Annotated in this window: 16 protein-coding genes; 12 read left to right on the forward strand and 4 right to left on the reverse strand. The window is 43.1% G+C overall.

Annotation, left to right across the window (positions count from 1 at the left end; translation table 11 throughout):
• Positions 1 to 215 precede the first annotated feature (215 nt).
• Positions 216 to 863, reverse strand: coding sequence for a dephospho-CoA kinase (locus CDO33_RS03530; RefSeq protein ID WP_103080805.1), 648 nt, complete (start codon positions 861 to 863; stop codon positions 216 to 218).
• Between the two features lie 501 nt (positions 864 to 1,364).
• Here CDO33_RS03530 and uvsE point away from each other — a divergent pair.
• The 4 genes from uvsE (at position 1,365) to CDO33_RS03540 (ending at position 3,132) form a co-directional block, all read left to right on the forward strand.
• Positions 1,365 to 2,327: a UV DNA damage repair endonuclease UvsE gene (gene uvsE, locus CDO33_RS03535; RefSeq protein ID WP_103080806.1), complete on the forward strand. Its 963-nt coding sequence runs from the start codon at positions 1,365 to 1,367 to the stop codon at positions 2,325 to 2,327.
• 20 nt (positions 2,328 to 2,347) lie between these two features.
• On the forward strand, positions 2,348 to 2,515 hold the full coding sequence (locus CDO33_RS21050; protein WP_170045771.1) for a hypothetical protein: 168 nt from the start codon (positions 2,348 to 2,350) through the stop codon (positions 2,513 to 2,515).
• A 198-nt stretch (positions 2,516 to 2,713) separates the two neighbouring features.
• The gene (locus CDO33_RS20730; protein WP_161496452.1) at positions 2,714 to 2,854 is read left to right on the forward strand and encodes a hypothetical protein; all 141 of its coding nucleotides are present in this window, start codon (positions 2,714 to 2,716) and stop codon (positions 2,852 to 2,854) included.
• A 77-nt stretch (positions 2,855 to 2,931) separates the two neighbouring features.
• The gene (locus CDO33_RS03540) at positions 2,932 to 3,132 is read left to right on the forward strand and encodes a hypothetical protein (RefSeq protein ID WP_242973527.1); all 201 of its coding nucleotides are present in this window, start codon (positions 2,932 to 2,934) and stop codon (positions 3,130 to 3,132) included.
• A 142-nt stretch (positions 3,133 to 3,274) separates the two neighbouring features.
• Here the strand turns inward: CDO33_RS03540 and CDO33_RS03545 are convergent, their stop codons facing one another.
• Positions 3,275 to 3,952: a Crp/Fnr family transcriptional regulator gene (locus CDO33_RS03545; RefSeq protein WP_103080807.1), complete on the reverse strand. Its 678-nt coding sequence runs from the start codon at positions 3,950 to 3,952 to the stop codon at positions 3,275 to 3,277.
• A gap of 487 nt (positions 3,953 to 4,439) precedes the next feature.
• Here CDO33_RS03545 and pfkB point away from each other — a divergent pair, with 487 nt between their 5' ends.
• From pfkB to CDO33_RS03585, 8 genes are all read left to right on the forward strand, one after another.
• On the forward strand, positions 4,440 to 5,369 hold the full coding sequence (gene pfkB, locus CDO33_RS03550; RefSeq protein ID WP_103080808.1) for a 1-phosphofructokinase: 930 nt from the start codon (positions 4,440 to 4,442) through the stop codon (positions 5,367 to 5,369).
• Positions 5,370 to 5,396: 27 nt separating this feature from the next.
• Positions 5,397 to 7,550, forward strand: coding sequence for a Tex family protein (locus tag CDO33_RS03555; RefSeq protein WP_103080809.1), 2,154 nt, complete (start codon positions 5,397 to 5,399; stop codon positions 7,548 to 7,550).
• Between the two features lie 79 nt (positions 7,551 to 7,629).
• Positions 7,630 to 8,340 (forward strand): hypothetical protein, encoded by a 711-nt coding sequence (locus CDO33_RS03560; protein WP_103080810.1) that lies wholly within the window; start codon positions 7,630 to 7,632, stop codon positions 8,338 to 8,340.
• 692 nt (positions 8,341 to 9,032) lie between these two features.
• Entirely contained in the window at positions 9,033 to 10,049 is a 1,017-nt protein-coding gene (locus tag CDO33_RS03565; RefSeq protein ID WP_103080811.1) for an ABC transporter substrate-binding protein, read from the forward strand.
• Between the two features lie 162 nt (positions 10,050 to 10,211).
• Complete coding sequence (locus CDO33_RS03570; protein ID WP_103080812.1) at positions 10,212 to 11,144, forward strand: ABC transporter permease; 933 nt, start codon at positions 10,212 to 10,214, stop codon at positions 11,142 to 11,144.
• Positions 11,145 to 11,149: 5 nt separating this feature from the next.
• Positions 11,150 to 11,944 (forward strand): ABC transporter ATP-binding protein, encoded by a 795-nt coding sequence (locus CDO33_RS03575; RefSeq protein ID WP_103080813.1) that lies wholly within the window; start codon positions 11,150 to 11,152, stop codon positions 11,942 to 11,944.
• A 201-nt stretch (positions 11,945 to 12,145) separates the two neighbouring features.
• Positions 12,146 to 12,361 (forward strand): hypothetical protein, encoded by a 216-nt coding sequence (locus CDO33_RS03580; protein ID WP_103102769.1) that lies wholly within the window; start codon positions 12,146 to 12,148, stop codon positions 12,359 to 12,361.
• Between the two features lie 75 nt (positions 12,362 to 12,436).
• On the forward strand, positions 12,437 to 13,111 hold the full coding sequence (locus CDO33_RS03585) for a phosphatase PAP2 family protein (protein WP_103080814.1): 675 nt from the start codon (positions 12,437 to 12,439) through the stop codon (positions 13,109 to 13,111).
• A 44-nt stretch (positions 13,112 to 13,155) separates the two neighbouring features.
• Here CDO33_RS03585 and CDO33_RS03590 read toward each other — a convergent pair whose 3' ends face one another.
• Together CDO33_RS03590 and CDO33_RS03595 are read right to left on the reverse strand one after the other, a co-directional pair.
• A complete protein-coding gene (locus CDO33_RS03590) occupies positions 13,156 to 14,232 on the reverse strand; it encodes an AI-2E family transporter (protein WP_161496453.1) in 1,077 nt (358 codons plus the stop codon).
• 272 nt (positions 14,233 to 14,504) lie between these two features.
• On the reverse strand, positions 14,505 to 15,077 hold the full coding sequence (locus CDO33_RS03595) for a nitroreductase family protein (protein ID WP_103080816.1): 573 nt from the start codon (positions 15,075 to 15,077) through the stop codon (positions 14,505 to 14,507).
• Positions 15,078 to 15,096 lie beyond the last annotated feature (19 nt).

A 15,096-nucleotide genomic window follows, 5' to 3' on the forward strand; every position in this document is an offset into this window, starting at 1 on the left:
CTCCGATTGCCTGAAAAAGCATAGCGCTGCTGATTCTGTGTTAATGCGTCTGCAGCGTCTGCTGACAGTTATGACACCTCATTCCTAAGAGCCGATGTGGTACCAACATCATGCAGCCGTATTCTACCAGTAACTCCATAGTACATTTCACAGGTACAACAGCCAACTTTACATCTTGTTCCAATGCTTTTTGCTTTTAGCAGTTTATTTATTTTCTATCCTCGGTATGCCAAATCCTGTATTCTTTCTATGGTATCCTCTGCTGTCATATCGGAATTATCTATAATGTCAAATTGATGCTGATCAAAAACCAAAACATCGTAAAAATGCTTTATCCATTTTTCCGGTGTAATGCTGGTATGGCAAGTTCTTGTCTGACACCGTTCTACGGCAACCTGATATTGGGGTTTAAGAAGAATTAACTTGTATTTAAGATTTCGGGATTCAAATATTTCTACAAACTTTTTATAATCTTCTGGCAAAATAACATGGGACAAGACAATGTTTTTACAGAATAATGATAGGATATCAATTTCGCATATGATTTCCTCAGTCAATTCGTTCCATTCATACTGTTTGGTTCCTTTTTTATGTCGGAGCGATTGTATAGCACAATCGCCGTCAACGGTAAGCCAACCCTTATCGGCAAAAAGCTCTGCAATGGTAGTCTTACCGCTGCCACAGGTGCCATTGAGAACAATGATATTGCCTCCGTTACAAGTGTGAGTGACTGCCACTTCTGCTCCACAGAGTTTACAAGTGGGCAGTATGGGCGAAATACTTATGTTCTGCTTCCTCAAGCTTTCATTATATATTTTTACATTATCTTTTGTAATATTTCCACAATTCGGGCAATCAATCATAATTATCACTCACTTCGAAAATCGGTTAGCCATCAAGTTCACATCAATAGTATAATAAATAATAAAACATTGACGGATACTTATTGTATATCATCGCATATTATGGAATATATTTCAATATGAAGTTTAAAGATGTTATTATCCTCCATTTGTACTGAAAGGTGTGGCCTAAATGCTAATAAGCGCTTTCTGCATATGTTCATAACAGGTTTTAAATTGTTGATTAGCACCTGCTGTTCCCCATATATTACCATAAAAGAACTGTAAAATAAGAGCTTTGTTTTAATATGAGGATTCACCGCAGATAAGAGCTGTTTTTGGCAGTTCTTATTTTTTTGCCGCATGTGGTTATACTAATAAAATAATGCCGGTTTTAAGTAAACAAGCCGGAAAACAAAAGCGTTTGCCGGGATACATCGATTAAGATCAGTCGGTATACAGGCATGAGTAACTTCAACAAGCCTGTCATTGAAATAACCTACAACAAGCGGGAGTTATCATATGATTATCAGACTTGGCTATGTAGCAATGACTCTAAACCTGCATGACTGCTCACCGTCCAGCACGGTGACGGTAACAGCATTTAAAAAGCTGGATGAGGAAGCCGGAAAATTCAGGTTAAAAAAGCTTACGCTGAAAAACCTGGAGAATACCAGGCGAATATTGCTTTACAACCAGGCTATGAATATAAAATTATACAGGTTCACATCCAAGCTGGTCCCCCTTGCAACGCACCCGCTGATTGAGGGCTGGGACTATGCGGAGGATTTTCGTGAAGAGTTCAGGAAAATAGGTGATTTGGTCAAGGTAAATGATTTCAGGGTAAGCGCTCACCCGGACCACTTTACCATCATCAATTCGCCTTCGGAGGATGTTTTTAATGATGCGGTAAAGGATCTGGACTATCATGTAAAGATCTATGAAGCTATGGGGCTTGAGGATTATAAATATAAACTGGTTCTCCATGTGGGAGGGCTGTATAAAGATAAAAAATCATCCCTGGAAAGGTTTAAAAAGAATTTTGAAAGCCTTCCGGACAGGATTCGCAGGAGGATAATCATCGAAAATGACGACAAGTCCTATTCGGCATACGACGTCCTTGAGCTTTGCAGGGAGTTGAAGACTCCCATGGTGCTTGATGTTCATCATCATAAATGTGTAAACAACGGAGAGAAGCTGGAGGATATGCTGGAGGAAATTTTCGGCACCTGGGACAATGAAGCTTTTCCACCCAAGATACATTTTTCAAGCCCTAAGAGCGAAAAAGACTTCAGAAGCCATGCCGACAACATCGATTTAAATGAGTTTACGGAATTTCTGGAGATTGCAAAAAAGACAGGCCGGGATTTTGATGTTATGCTGGAGGCAAAAAACAAGGATTCGGCGCTTTTAAAGCTTTCAGAGGAACTGGAGGGCTGTCCTGGTATAAGAAGAATAAATAATGGTGAATTTGAGATAATATAAAAGGGAGAGTGATCCTTTATATGAATGGAAGGGAAAAGAAGGTGAAAAGCGGAAAATCAAAAGAGCCAAAGGTGGCTCCGGGTTTCAGTGATGCCAAGTTTGGAGAGAAGGCTACGGAGGATGAAATCCGAAGGGGAGAGTCCACGCGGGTAACAAGGCTTTACCTGGATGAGAATGATCCCAGTTGACGTGGGCAATAAGGATGAGAACACCAGGAGCAGTGAATAAACAGCCTCGGAAAGTTAATTAATAGTGAGAAGTTTTCCTGCTCAATGCATTTTTATCTCTCCTGGTTATAAATAATTGGAGAAGCTTTGTGGAAAAAATATCAAAGTATGTTTTAGCCCTTAATATCCATAATATCAATTAGGGAGGGAGTTAATTTAATGGGCGACAAAATGAAAAAGAAAAACAATACCAAGCAGGAACCCACTTTTGACAACGATCAATTAGGAGAAAACGCTTCTGAGGAATTTGCCCAGGATTATATGCAAAAGGGTAGAACTGCAAAGAAAAAGAAGAAATAAGTTTTTTCCCCATTCTAATTAATGGAGTGGGGATATTTAATTATGTACTGAAAAAGGTGTAAAAGGAGAGAAAGCATATGACGGATAATATGAAAAGAGTTAAGATGAATCAATCCGACGAGCTTATCGAAACCATACGCAATGCCAGCAGCAATATGAACTTTGATGATTATGTAAGAGCTACCGGCCTGGAGAAGGAATTCATATTCAGCATCCTTAAAGGTGAGATTGAGGAAGTCGACGAGGCCACCAGGAGCAAGCTGTCGCTAAAGCACTAATTACGTTGTTTAAAAGGGAGCGTAAGCATTTACATGTAATAGATGATCCTGCCTGCATATCGGCAGATGCTTAAAAATCCGTCGTTTTCCTGCCTGTGGCTTAATTCTAATGGAACCATGTTTGAGTGTTATATCCGGATTTTTATATCCATGACCTCAGCTTTTCTTCATTTATGATCACTATCCGGTCATTCTTTTCGGTAATGGCCTTTTCCTTCTTAAACCGGCTTATCACTCTTGATACGGTTTCCCTTGTGGAACCGATCATATCTGCCAGTTCCTGCCGGGACAGCTGTATGCCGATCTCGAGCCCTATATCCTTTTTATTTCCGTAATCCTTTGACAATTTTATCAGCTGGGAAGCTGTCCTGGAGAATACATCATTGAAGGTCAGTTCCCTTATTTTCTGTTGGGCAAACACCAGCTTGCTCACAAGAATTTTAATGATCTTTAGGGAAAGCTCGGAATTTTCCTTTACAAGCCGTTCAAGATCCCTGTTTTTTATAATCCCAATCACCGCATCCTCATACACGACAGCTGAAGCCGGATAGGGTATGTTGTTGAAAAGAGTCGCCTCTCCGAAAACGTCGCCCTCTCCGAAGATATAAAGTATGTGCTCATGACCGTCTTCATAGGTAGTGAAAACCTTTACTTTGCCGGATTTTATATAATAAAAGGCTTCGCCCGGCTCACCTTCCATAAAAACCACCATGTTCTTTTTATAATTTCTCTCTATAGCTATGGCTGCAATTTTGGCCAGGTCGTCTTCCTGAAGGTCTGAAAAAAATGTGAATTTTTTTATGTAATCCGTGTTTTTCATCCGGTTTTGCTCCTCACCTATAAAATTTTCAAATAGTATTATAGCAGATATATTAACAAAAGCATAGTAATATGATAGGAATTCTGATAATATATTTTGAATGCAGTGCCCGTATAAAGGGGAAAATTGCTTGTTAATATTCTTGCCAATATTTTTACAGTATCATTTCCCTATCCCATTCAACTATCCACTGCAAATCTGTAGATAATCTCAAAGGATTAATAGTTTGATGCCTATAGGGGGAATAATGACTGCCATTTTCCTCTATTTGCGCTCCAGTCCGTTTTTAACAGGCCCTTACCAACCATCTCGAATTTACCCATCGGCAATTCCGATTTTAATATATAATAGTAAGGTGATATAATTTTATGTTAAACTAAGAAAGGCTTTTTGATCCGGATGCAGGAAGGACCGATGACCCGGAAGATAAAAGAGCTGGAAATAGATTCAGAGTCTATTGCCTGACGGATAACAGGGGGATGAGGAAATGATTACAACGATATCGCTCAGTCCGGCCGTGGATAAAATATACTTCGTGGAGAATTTTGAGGCCGGCAAGCTGTACAGGGTACGGAATGTGAAAACATCGGCAGGCGGCAAGGGCATAAATGTGGCCAGAGTTGCGGCAATACTGGGAGAAGATGTGTGCACCGCAGGTTTTAAAGCCGGAGGGACGGGTGAGTGGCTGGAGGCCAGGCTGAAAGAAATGAAGGTTAAAACGAATTTTGTTCAGGTGGAAGGTGAATCCCGTACAAACAACAACATAATTGACAGGGCAAAAGGTACCGAAACGGAGATTCTTGAAATAGGACCACATATAACCCAACAGAAGGCTGACGAGTTTCTCGCGCTGTATAAGACCCTACTGCCCGGTACGGATGTGCTGGTTTGTTCCGGAGGCCTTCCCGATGGCGTCCCGACGGATTTTTATGCTAAAATGATAGAGTTGGCCAGACCTTATGATATAAAAATAATACTGGATACCAGCGGTGAGACCTTAAAGTCAGGCATTAAGGCAAAGCCCTATATGATCAAGCCTAATCTCAGGGAGTTGGGCGAGTATGCAGGAAGGCAGCTTGTGGATTTGGATGATGTGATTGCGGCATGCAGGGATATACTAAAAGAGGGCATTAGTCTGGTGGCGGCTTCCATGGGGAGCAGGGGTGTGCTGCTGGTGTCGGAGGATAAAGTGCTCTATTCCCGGACACCGGAAATAGAGGTTGTAAATACTATAGGCTCCGGGGATTCCATGGTGGCAGGTCTGGCTGCAGCGCTATCCCAAGGTCGGGGACCGGAAGACATGCTGAGGCTGGGAACCGCGTGTGCGTTGGCCAACACGCAGTTTGACGAGATCGGTTTTGTTACCCGGGGAATGGTCGAAAAGTTTATGGAAGAGATAATAATAGAAGAATTTTAGATAAACTTATAGCGGGAGGTAAACTATATGGGAGATATTATCAATCAATTAATCCATGAGTTCAATCTTAAGCCCTTTCAGGTTCAAAATGCAGTGAAGCTGATAGATGAAGGCAATACCATACCCTTTATAGCAAGATACAGGAAGGAAGCTACCGGGGAACTTAACGACCAGGTATTGAGAGAGCTTCACGAAAGGCTGGTATATCTGAGGAATCTCGAAGAGAGAAGAGAGGACGTAAGGAGGCTGATTGACGAGCAGGGTAAGCTGTCTCCGGAAGTTTCCGAGGCCCTGGACAAAGCTGTCAGCCTTCAGGAGATAGAGGATATATACCGACCGTACAAACCAAAACGCAGAACCCGGGCAACAGTGGCAAAAGAAAAGGGCTTGGAGCCTCTCGCCCAGATAATTTATGCCCAGAAACTAAAGAGCGGAAGCATTGATGATATTGCCGCTCCCTACATAAACCCCGAAAAAGGTGTAAACACTGTTGAAGACGCTTTAAACGGAGCTATGGACATTATTGCCGAGGATATATCCGATAATGCGGAATACAGAAAAGCCATAAGGGATATGTTTTTTAAATCAGGTGTGATCGTATCCAAGGCTAAAAAGGAAGAGGATTCGGTATACAGGATGTATTATGATTTCAAGGAACCGGTGTCCAGAATCGCAAAGCACAGGATACTGGCCTTAAACCGGGGTGAAAAGGAGGAATTCCTTCAGGTAAAAATAGATGTTCCCACAGAGCAGATAATCAATTATCTGAAAGCTCGGGTTGTCGGTAAAAACGTGTCCGTCACATCGGAATATGTTGCCCGGGCGGCAGAGGATTCTTACGAGCGCCTGATCGCGCCTTCCATCGAGAGGGAAGTGAGAAATGAGCTGACGGAAGCTGCTGAGGAACAGGCTATGAAGGTTTTTGCCGAGAATTTAAGAAACCTCCTGCTGCAGCCTCCTGTAAAGGGACATGTTGTCATGGGGCTGGACCCGGCCTACAGGACGGGCTGCAAGATCGCCGTAATAGACGAAACCGGAAAGGTGCTGGATACCACGGTAGTGTATCCTACACCACCGCAAAACAAGGTGGAGGAAGCTAAAAAAATATTAAAGCATCTGATAGAAAAGCATAAGGTGGACCTGATATCCATTGGAAACGGTACCGCATCAAAAGAGTCGGAGATATTTATCGCCGATATGCTCAAGGAGATAGACAGAAAGATTTATTACATGGTGGTAAGCGAAGCAGGAGCGTCGGTTTATTCGGCGTCCAAATTAGGCGCTGAGGAGTTTCCCGATTTTGATGTGGCGCAGAGAAGTGCTGTTTCTATAGCAAGAAGGCTTCAGGACCCCCTTGCGGAATTGGTCAAGATAGATCCTAAAGCGATCGGAGTAGGCCAGTATCAGCATGATATGAATCAAAAAAGGCTGGGTGAGACATTGGGCGGAGTTGTGGAGGATTGTGTCAATAATGTGGGAGTGGATCTCAATACCGCTTCCCCTTCACTTTTGTCCTATGTTTCGGGCATCAACGCCACCCTTGCCAAAAACATTGTGGAGTACAGGGAGAAGAACGGAAAGTTCAGAAACAGGAAAGAACTGAAAAATGTGAAAAAGCTGGGGGAAAAGGCCTTTGAACAGTGCGCCGGTTTCTTAAGAATACCGGACGGCGATAATATCCTGGACAATACTTCAGTCCATCCGGAATCCTATGAAGCGGCACGAAAGCTCCTCGAGATAATGGGATACACCTTGGAGGATGTAAAAAACAAAAATCTCGGCGACCTGAAGCAAAAGGTTGAGAAAAAAGGCATCGCAGTTGTAGCGGAAGAGGTGGGCGTCGGTGTACCTACCCTTACGGATATAATCAATGAACTCCTGAAGCCGGGCAGAGACCCCAGGGATGAACTGCCCAAGCCGATACTGCTGACGGATGTAATGCATATCGAGGATTTAAAACCCGGCATGGTGGTGACAGGCACGGTCAGAAATGTTGCCGATTTCGGAGCGTTCGTGGATATCGGTGTCCATCAGGACGGCCTGGTGCACATATCGGAGCTTAGCGACAGGTATGTAAGAAATCCCATGGAAGTGGTGTCGGTGGGCGATATTGTTAAAGTCAGAATCCTGGATGTGGATGTGCAGAGAAAGAGAATATCCCTGAGCATGAAAGGAGTATAAAATTAGGGAACAAAAAGCATTAAAAATCAGTCTATATAATACGTATACTTAAAATCTGCTATCAGGAGTTGAAATTTACATGAGAAGAATTGCAGCCTTATCTTTAGCAGCAGTACTGGCATTAACCGCAGCAGGATGCAGTTTTAAAGATGATATTGCAAACAACGGTTCCGCCGGAAAAAGCATCACAGGAGAGAGCAGTCCGGGAGAAACAAGCAATAAAGGAAAATCAGGCAGTGCTGCGGAAACGGGCAATGCTGGAGGGAGCAATACTTCGGTATCCGAAAATACCGGGAAGGAAAGCAATGAGAGCGAAGACAGCGCGGCTGTGAAGCCAAGCCTGGCAGGTATAAGCTTGGGGGATTCAAAGGAACAAGTTGTGGAAGTCTTGGGGAAGGATTACAAGGAAACGTATTATGAAGAGCCAGGACATTTCCCTGAAACCTATTATCACTGGAAATATGATACAGGGATTTCCGTATATATAGGAAAGGATTCATCGGAAGTTCTTGAAATAAGGGCTACCTCCCCTGAGGCGGAAACCAATCTTGGAGTAAAGGTTGGTGACGCCGCAAAGACCGTTTTTGAGACCTATAGGCCTAAATACATTGAGCCGGAAAGCATTCATGGAGGTAAGCTTATAGGATGGTTTAAGGTGGAGGGAGGCGCTGCCATGGCCTTTAACTTCGATATCGATGACGGCATGACCAATCCGGCGGAGATAAAAGATGATGATAAAGTTAAGGAAATAATACTGACATATCCGGCACATGTGGATGACAGTTTTTAAAAACAATGATGTAACCAATTGGCTTCCTTATAAGGTGAATTGGTGCTGCTTGGAAAATAGGGACGGGTATTTTACCTATCCCTATTTTTCTGCAAATATTTGGACTGCAGTGGTTGATGCGATGATGGAATACGGTCAAAGCCATGATAAAAATTCACATTGACATCATATCATGAATATGATAATATGAACTAAAATCTTGAAACCTATGAAGGGGAAGTAAAACCGCAAACCAGCCTCACAGAGAGTCGGGGTAGCTGGGATCCCGGCAGGAAACGGAGCGGACAAATGGGCCCCTGAGGGCGGGGCGAAAGGGCGTTGCTCCCAAGTAGCTTTCGACGCGCAGCCGGCGTTAATGGCAAGGGGTGTGTTGGCACCCTGCAAGAGGGGATGCTTTGAGGCGACTCAATGCATCAATTAAGGTGGCACCGCAGGTTATTACACCTGTCCTTGTATTAGGACAGGTGTTTTTTGATTTATATGCGTTGATACCGACTCGAACCTTTTACCCATAACTGCAGGTGGGTAAAAGGCTTGCAGGGAAGATCCCTATTTTATCGAAACTTCGCTGAAACGGAGCCGTTCATGGCTGCCAGAAGGGAAGTTTTATGGACCACGGCCATACCAAAAGCTCCAATCTGATTTATGGCCGGTTCAAATACGATTTATAAATATTTAGGGAGGTATCTTCAATGAAAAAAATCAAAGTATTATTAACTGTAGTTTTGTCAATTTGCTTACTGGCAGGAACTTTATTAACCCTGTCGGCGTGTTCTTCAAAAGAAAAGGATGATTCATCGGCTTCCAAAGATGGCAAAAAGAAAATAGGCATTATTCAAATAGTTGAGCATCCTTCTCTTAATACTATTAGAGAGACCTTTATCGAGCAATTGGAGAAGAATGGCTTCAAAGATGGTGAAAACATAACCATAGACTACCAGAATGCGCAGAATGACCAGACAAACTTAAAAACCATAGCGAAGAAGTTTGCTACCAATAAATATGACCTTATTGTTGCTATAGCTACACCGTCAGCTCTGGCGGCTGCAGGAGAGACAAAGGATATACCGGTGCTTTTCTCAGCGGTAACAGATCCTGTTTCCGCACAACTGGTGAAGAGCCTGGAAAAACCGGGCGGCAATGTTACCGGTACGTCCGATGCCGTATCGGCTGCAAAGATAATGGAACTGGCAATGCGTATAACTCCGGAAATAAAAACGATTGGAGCTTTATATAATTCCAGTGAGATAAATTCGATTTCTGTCATCAATGATTTGAAGGAATTTGCAAAAAGCAATGGCTTGACGGTTGTGGAAGCGACGGTTACAAGCTCATCCGAAGTGCAGCAGGCTGTACAGTCCCTGGTGGGGAAAACTGATGCCATATTCTCTCCTATTGATAACACCGTAGCTTCGGCCATGCCTGTGGTGGCTCAGATTGCCAACAAGGCGAAAATACCGGTATATGTAGGAGCTGATTCCATGGTGAAGGACGGCGGACTGGCGACTTACGGCATTAATTATCCTGTCCTGGGAAGGGAAACAGCCGATATGGCCGCAGAAATATTAAAGGGCAAAAACCCTGGGGATATGCCGGTGCGGATAATGACCGAAGTGGATATATATATAAACAAAGCCACGGCCGATGAGATAGGACTTACAATTCCCGAAGATGTGCTCAATGAAGCGGCAGAGATTTTTGGTGAATAAGCCGGATGTATATATACTATATAAATTTGCTTGAATTCAGCTAATAATGGATGCATTGATTGTTATGTGCCTTGAATCCTTTCGGAATAACAATCATCCATTTCAGAGTTAGCTGAATTCATTCCTAAGCTGTATAAATAATATCCAAAAGAGGTTATGTCAATGACATTAGAGGCGCTAATTGCTATTTTACATGGATCTATAGAGATGGGCATCATATATGCGATAATGACGCTGGGAGTTTTCATCTCCTTCAGAACTCTCAATATGCCCGATATGACAGTGGACGGGAGCTTTGTACTGGGGGCCGCCATATCGGCGGTCTTGTGCACAGGCGGTTATCCCGTCCTGGGCTTGATTATTGCATTTATTGCCGGAGCCGGGGCAGGCAGTATTACTGCGCTTCTTCACACGAAGCTCAAAATACAGCCGCTGCTGGCAGGTATACTTATGATGCTGGCGCTGTACTCAATAAATATAAAGGTGATGGGAAAAAAATCGAACATCCCGCTCAACAACAAGCCTACAATTTTTACACCCTTCGAAGGCACCGCTTTGGAGGATAACATTTACCTGATAATATGCACCGGAATATTGCTGGTATTGCTTATCTCCCTTTTCCTGTTTCTGAGGACGAGGCTGGGTTTTGTCTTACGGGCAACCGGAGATAATGAAGATATGGTGAGAGCCCTTGGGGTGAATACCGACACCACCAAGCTCATAGGACTGGCTATCGCTAACGGCCTTACGGCGCTATCCGGAGCTATCATAGCTCAATACCAGTCTTTTGCAGATGTGGGTATGGGCATAGGCATGGTGACCATAGGCCTGGCTTCCGTAATCATAGGGGAAGTGATATGGGAAGCGATTTTCGGTATAAAATCATTGCTCCGCAGGCTTTTAGCGGTGGTACTGGGAGCTATTATCTACAGGCTTGTAATAGCCTTAGCGCTGGAAATTGGCATGCCTGCGACGGATTTGAAGCTGATTTCAGCCATAATAGTTGCATCAGCATTATCAATCCCTGCAGTAAGAGATCGTCTGAATCTGATGAGAAAAAGGATAGCGGCTGCGAGCAAAAATAAGGGGGTATGATTCGGATGCTGAGAATAGAGCAAGTCAGCAAAATCTTCGGCAAAGGCAGCATAAATGAGAAGCTGGCGTTGGACAATGTGAGCCTCACTCTGGACGAAGGGGAGTTTATAACCGTGATCGGGGGCAATGGTGCAGGTAAATCCACCTTGCTCAATTGCATATCCGGAGTGTATGACATAGATAAGGGCAGGATACTGCTGGATTCGGAGGATATCACCTTCAGCCCGGAATATAAGAGGTCAAGGTATATCGGCAGGGTTTTTCAGGACCCGATGAAGGGAACTGCTTATGACATGACCATAGCAGAAAACTTGGCCATAGCTTATGCAAAAGGCAAGCCAAAGGATTTAAGCGCAGGGATAAAAAAATCCGATTATAATATGTTCAGAGAGCGGTTATCCCTTCTGGGATTAGGATTGGAAGACAGGATGACCCAGAAAGTCAGACTGCTTTCCGGAGGGCAGCGCCAGGCTCTTACCCTTCTTATGGCCACCATAGTAAAGCCGAAGCTCCTTCTGCTGGACGAGCATACCGCAGCCCTTGATCCGTCTGCAGCAGCCAAGGTATTGGAGCTTACCCGCCGGATTGTTGCCGAGGAAAAGCTATGTACCATTATGATAACCCACAATATGCGGGATGCGCTTGATTACGGCACAAGAACGGTAATGATGCACGAAGGCCGCATTATACTTGACATATCGGGCAAGGAGAGGGAAGAGATGACTGTGGAGCGGCTGATAGAGCAATTTGGCAGCAAGAGCGGCACGAAACTGGACAATGACAGAATGCTGCTGGGATGAACATGATTTGCCCTGGCAGGTAAAATATATTGCATATTTCAATGATTTCAGCTTTTAAATATGAAAATCAGCTTGAGAGATTTTGAATGAGACTGAATATTTGGACCGGACTTAATAAAAAAGACTTAATACTTTAGAGACTTAATTATTTTAGGAATATCGACTGCAAAGGATGCTTGGAAGCAGTTACCCACAGGATTTTTGATCAAGGAAGAACTTGCTGGTTTGATGAATGCTTATTCCAACAATAATTTTGCATTTTCTCATTGCCGCCGGGCAGGAAATGGTTTCCTGCTCTTTTGTTTTGAAGACACCGGGCTTTCTATCTTTTGTTTTGCTGTCCTGTTAACGCAAATTCTTAAATATGCAGCAGAATCATTCTTTGTTGTAAATAATTGTTTTGCTTTAAATTTATGATGGTGTAAAAAACTATAATGTGATAACATTATGTAGGTGGGTCATTTTACTAAAAATGTTGATAAAGGAGTCGAAATGAAAGAGCAAATATTAACTAAACTCAAAAAATACAATCATGCGCTTATACTTTTGTATTACATTGTAATTTTAGCGTGGTTTAGGCTTTTGGAGTATTTTAATACCGCGCCCAGACATATTATGTATTCCAAACTTGATGACTATATTCCTTTTGTAAGCATATTCGTCATTCCGTATTTTTTGTGGTTTGCTTATATAGCCGCAGCCATGGTATATTTCTGCCTCAGGTCCAGGGAGGATTTCCTTAAGTTGAGCATTTTTATGTTTTCCGGAATGACCATCTGCCTTATCATTTATACGCTGTTTCCCAATGGTCAGAACCTTAGACCTGAAGTTGTTGGAAATGACATCTTTTCGTTGGTGATAAAATGGCTGTATGATTTTGATACACCGACCAATTCTGCTCCCAGCATGCACGTGTTGAACTCAGTGGCTGTTCATATTTCAATCGCGCGATATAACGGATTTAAAAAGAGCAGGCTTCTGAAATCCGGTTCGTTCATTCTCATGGTGCTTATCATATTGTCGACGGTATTTTTAAAGCAGCATTCAGTCATGGACGTCATGTATGGCCTGCTGCTCAGCGCAATCTTATATGTGCTGGTGTATAAAACAAAGTTCAAAGGGCTGCAGAATTTATGGAAGTCCTACGAAGAGTCGGACTCAGTATAAAAATAAAAACGGATTCATGCATCAAAAGAAGCATAGCAAAATCGCTATGCTTCTTTTTTGACATATTTGGATAGATACATTCTGTATACATTCAAAGCAACAGCCTTCACTGCCGCATAGGAAGGTATTATTATAATCAGGCCGAGAAGCCCGAACAATGAGCTTCCTCCCAACAGCAGAAGAATTACGGTTACGGGGTGGATGTTCAGGTTTTTACCCATTATCTGGGGTGATATGAAATTGTTATCGATCTGTTGGACTACCAGCATAACGATAATCACCTTAAGCAGCATAACAGGCCCTTCCGACAAGCTTACAAAGGCAGCCGGAATAATTCCGATCCAAGGGCCGAAGTAGGGGATTATGCATGCTACAGCGGCGAAAATTGCCATTACCAGAGGATATTTCAGCCGGATGATGCTAAAGCCTATGAACATCATCACTCCTATGGCTGAGGCCACAATCAGCTGGCCGGTTATGTAGGATGAAAGAGCTGTATCCACATCTTTCAATATAGTCCTGATATTTTGAGCATGCTTATCCGGAACCAGCTTCAGTATGTATTCCTTAAACTGGAGATCATCTTTTAAAAAATAATACAGCATGAAGGGAACTGTAAAAAGCGCTGTGCCGAAATTCGCCAGCCGTGATAAAAAGTTGAAGGTGATGGACGTCAGACTGCGGGTGAAGTTTTGAGCAAAGGATATTAACTTGTTCTGCAAGTCTTCAAAATTGATATATTGATGCCATGGACTGTCCATCAAATCCCTGGTAGCCTGTTTAATCCATTCGTAACTCTTTGGGAAATCCCTCACCAGCTGATTAAGCTGGCTTGTCAGAATGCTGCTTGTATAAGTACTGGTGAACACGATGAAGGCGATCACTATGACAAAAGTTGCCAAAATGGCGGCCCATTTCGGAAGGCGTATTTTCATAAAAAGCTTTACCAAGGGGCGGCATATATAATATAAAAACACAGTTGCCAGAATTGGATAAAAAATCGTCGCTAAAAACCTTCTGAAGGGGGACAGGAAGAAGTCTATTTTACTTAACATAAATATGATAACCAGTATCATGATGATTGCAGTCGCATACTTGTAAAATTTGCCCTTATACCACATGCACATATCCTCCTGTTTTACAACACGTTTTTTGCCGGCAAAGCTATCTCCGAAAAGGATGCAGCTTTGCCGGCGGAATAGTTTGGGTTCCTGAAATTGTCACCCCAAAAAAGGGAGAGTTATACATACCTGCCCCAGAAGGGAGTATCCCAGCAACCGGTAAATCGCCAATCCGCATACAAGCAACAGAACTTCCAATGTTTTATAGTCCGATTATAGCATGATGCGTTTAATGTTTCTATCACGATTTAATCATGATGGCTCCTTTTATATCACAAATCCAGAATAATGTCCTCCAGTTTTCTTTTGGGAACATGGTGCACCTGGTTTTCATCCCTCCAGTATTTTATATCCCCTGAGGCGTCTATCTCTTCTAAAACCACGATTTCCTTCGGTTTTCCCAGTGCTATGACCAGCAGGATTTCATATTTTTCCGGTATATTCAATGCCTCGGCCAGGTTCTTTCTGTCTACAGAGCCGAAAATGCATCCCCCGAGACCTTTTTCACAGGCTCCCAAAAGAATGCTCTGGCATGCGATTCCCGGATCCCACATGTAGTTTTTGGAGATATCCTTGTCCCCAAGCATTACTATGTATGCCGACGGCCTTTCCCCTTCTACAGGACCATCCCAGTCCTTCAAGTAACCAGCCCACCTTAAATGGGGGAATATAAGGCTGTTTTTTTCCTCATCCCAGGAAAGCACATATTTAAGAGGCTGCAAATTGGCACCGGAGGAGGATAAGCGAGCCAGATCGATCAATTCCTCCAGGGTCCTTCTTTCGATCCTAACATCCTGATAAAACCGTCTGTAGCTGCGGTTCTTTTTAACCAAATCACGTATCATTAATTACACCATCCTTTTA

Origin of the sequence: Clostridium thermosuccinogenes (genome assembly GCF_002896855.1) — a bacterium.
GTDB lineage: Bacteria > Bacillota > Clostridia > Acetivibrionales > DSM-5807 > Pseudoclostridium > Pseudoclostridium thermosuccinogenes.

What these genes read in the sequence shown, in the direction of transcription:
- CDO33_RS03575 (WP_103080813.1), top strand. Translation starts at nt 11,150, where the DNA reads ATGCTGAGAATAGAGCAAGTCAGCAAAATCTTCGGCAAAGGCAGCATA.
- uvsE (WP_103080806.1), top strand. Translation starts at nt 1,365, where the DNA reads ATGATTATCAGACTTGGCTATGTAGCAATGACTCTAAACCTGCATGAC.
- CDO33_RS03530 (WP_103080805.1), bottom strand. Translation starts at nt 863, where the DNA reads ATGATTGATTGCCCGAATTGTGGAAATATTACAAAAGATAATGTAAAA.
- CDO33_RS03585 (WP_103080814.1), top strand. Translation starts at nt 12,437, where the DNA reads ATGAAAGAGCAAATATTAACTAAACTCAAAAAATACAATCATGCGCTT.
- CDO33_RS03555 (WP_103080809.1), top strand. Translation starts at nt 5,397, where the DNA reads ATGGGAGATATTATCAATCAATTAATCCATGAGTTCAATCTTAAGCCC.
- pfkB (WP_103080808.1), top strand. Translation starts at nt 4,440, where the DNA reads ATGATTACAACGATATCGCTCAGTCCGGCCGTGGATAAAATATACTTC.
- CDO33_RS03540 (WP_242973527.1), top strand. Translation starts at nt 2,932, where the DNA reads ATGACGGATAATATGAAAAGAGTTAAGATGAATCAATCCGACGAGCTT.
- CDO33_RS03560 (WP_103080810.1), top strand. Translation starts at nt 7,630, where the DNA reads ATGAGAAGAATTGCAGCCTTATCTTTAGCAGCAGTACTGGCATTAACC.
- CDO33_RS03590 (WP_161496453.1), bottom strand. Translation starts at nt 14,232, where the DNA reads ATGTGGTATAAGGGCAAATTTTACAAGTATGCGACTGCAATCATCATG.
- CDO33_RS20730 (WP_161496452.1), top strand. Translation starts at nt 2,714, where the DNA reads ATGGGCGACAAAATGAAAAAGAAAAACAATACCAAGCAGGAACCCACT.
- CDO33_RS03545 (WP_103080807.1), bottom strand. Translation starts at nt 3,952, where the DNA reads ATGAAAAACACGGATTACATAAAAAAATTCACATTTTTTTCAGACCTT.
- CDO33_RS03570 (WP_103080812.1), top strand. Translation starts at nt 10,212, where the DNA reads ATGACATTAGAGGCGCTAATTGCTATTTTACATGGATCTATAGAGATG.
- CDO33_RS03595 (WP_103080816.1), bottom strand. Translation starts at nt 15,077, where the DNA reads ATGATACGTGATTTGGTTAAAAAGAACCGCAGCTACAGACGGTTTTAT.
- CDO33_RS21050 (WP_170045771.1), top strand. Translation starts at nt 2,348, where the DNA reads ATGAATGGAAGGGAAAAGAAGGTGAAAAGCGGAAAATCAAAAGAGCCA.
- CDO33_RS03565 (WP_103080811.1), top strand. Translation starts at nt 9,033, where the DNA reads ATGAAAAAAATCAAAGTATTATTAACTGTAGTTTTGTCAATTTGCTTA.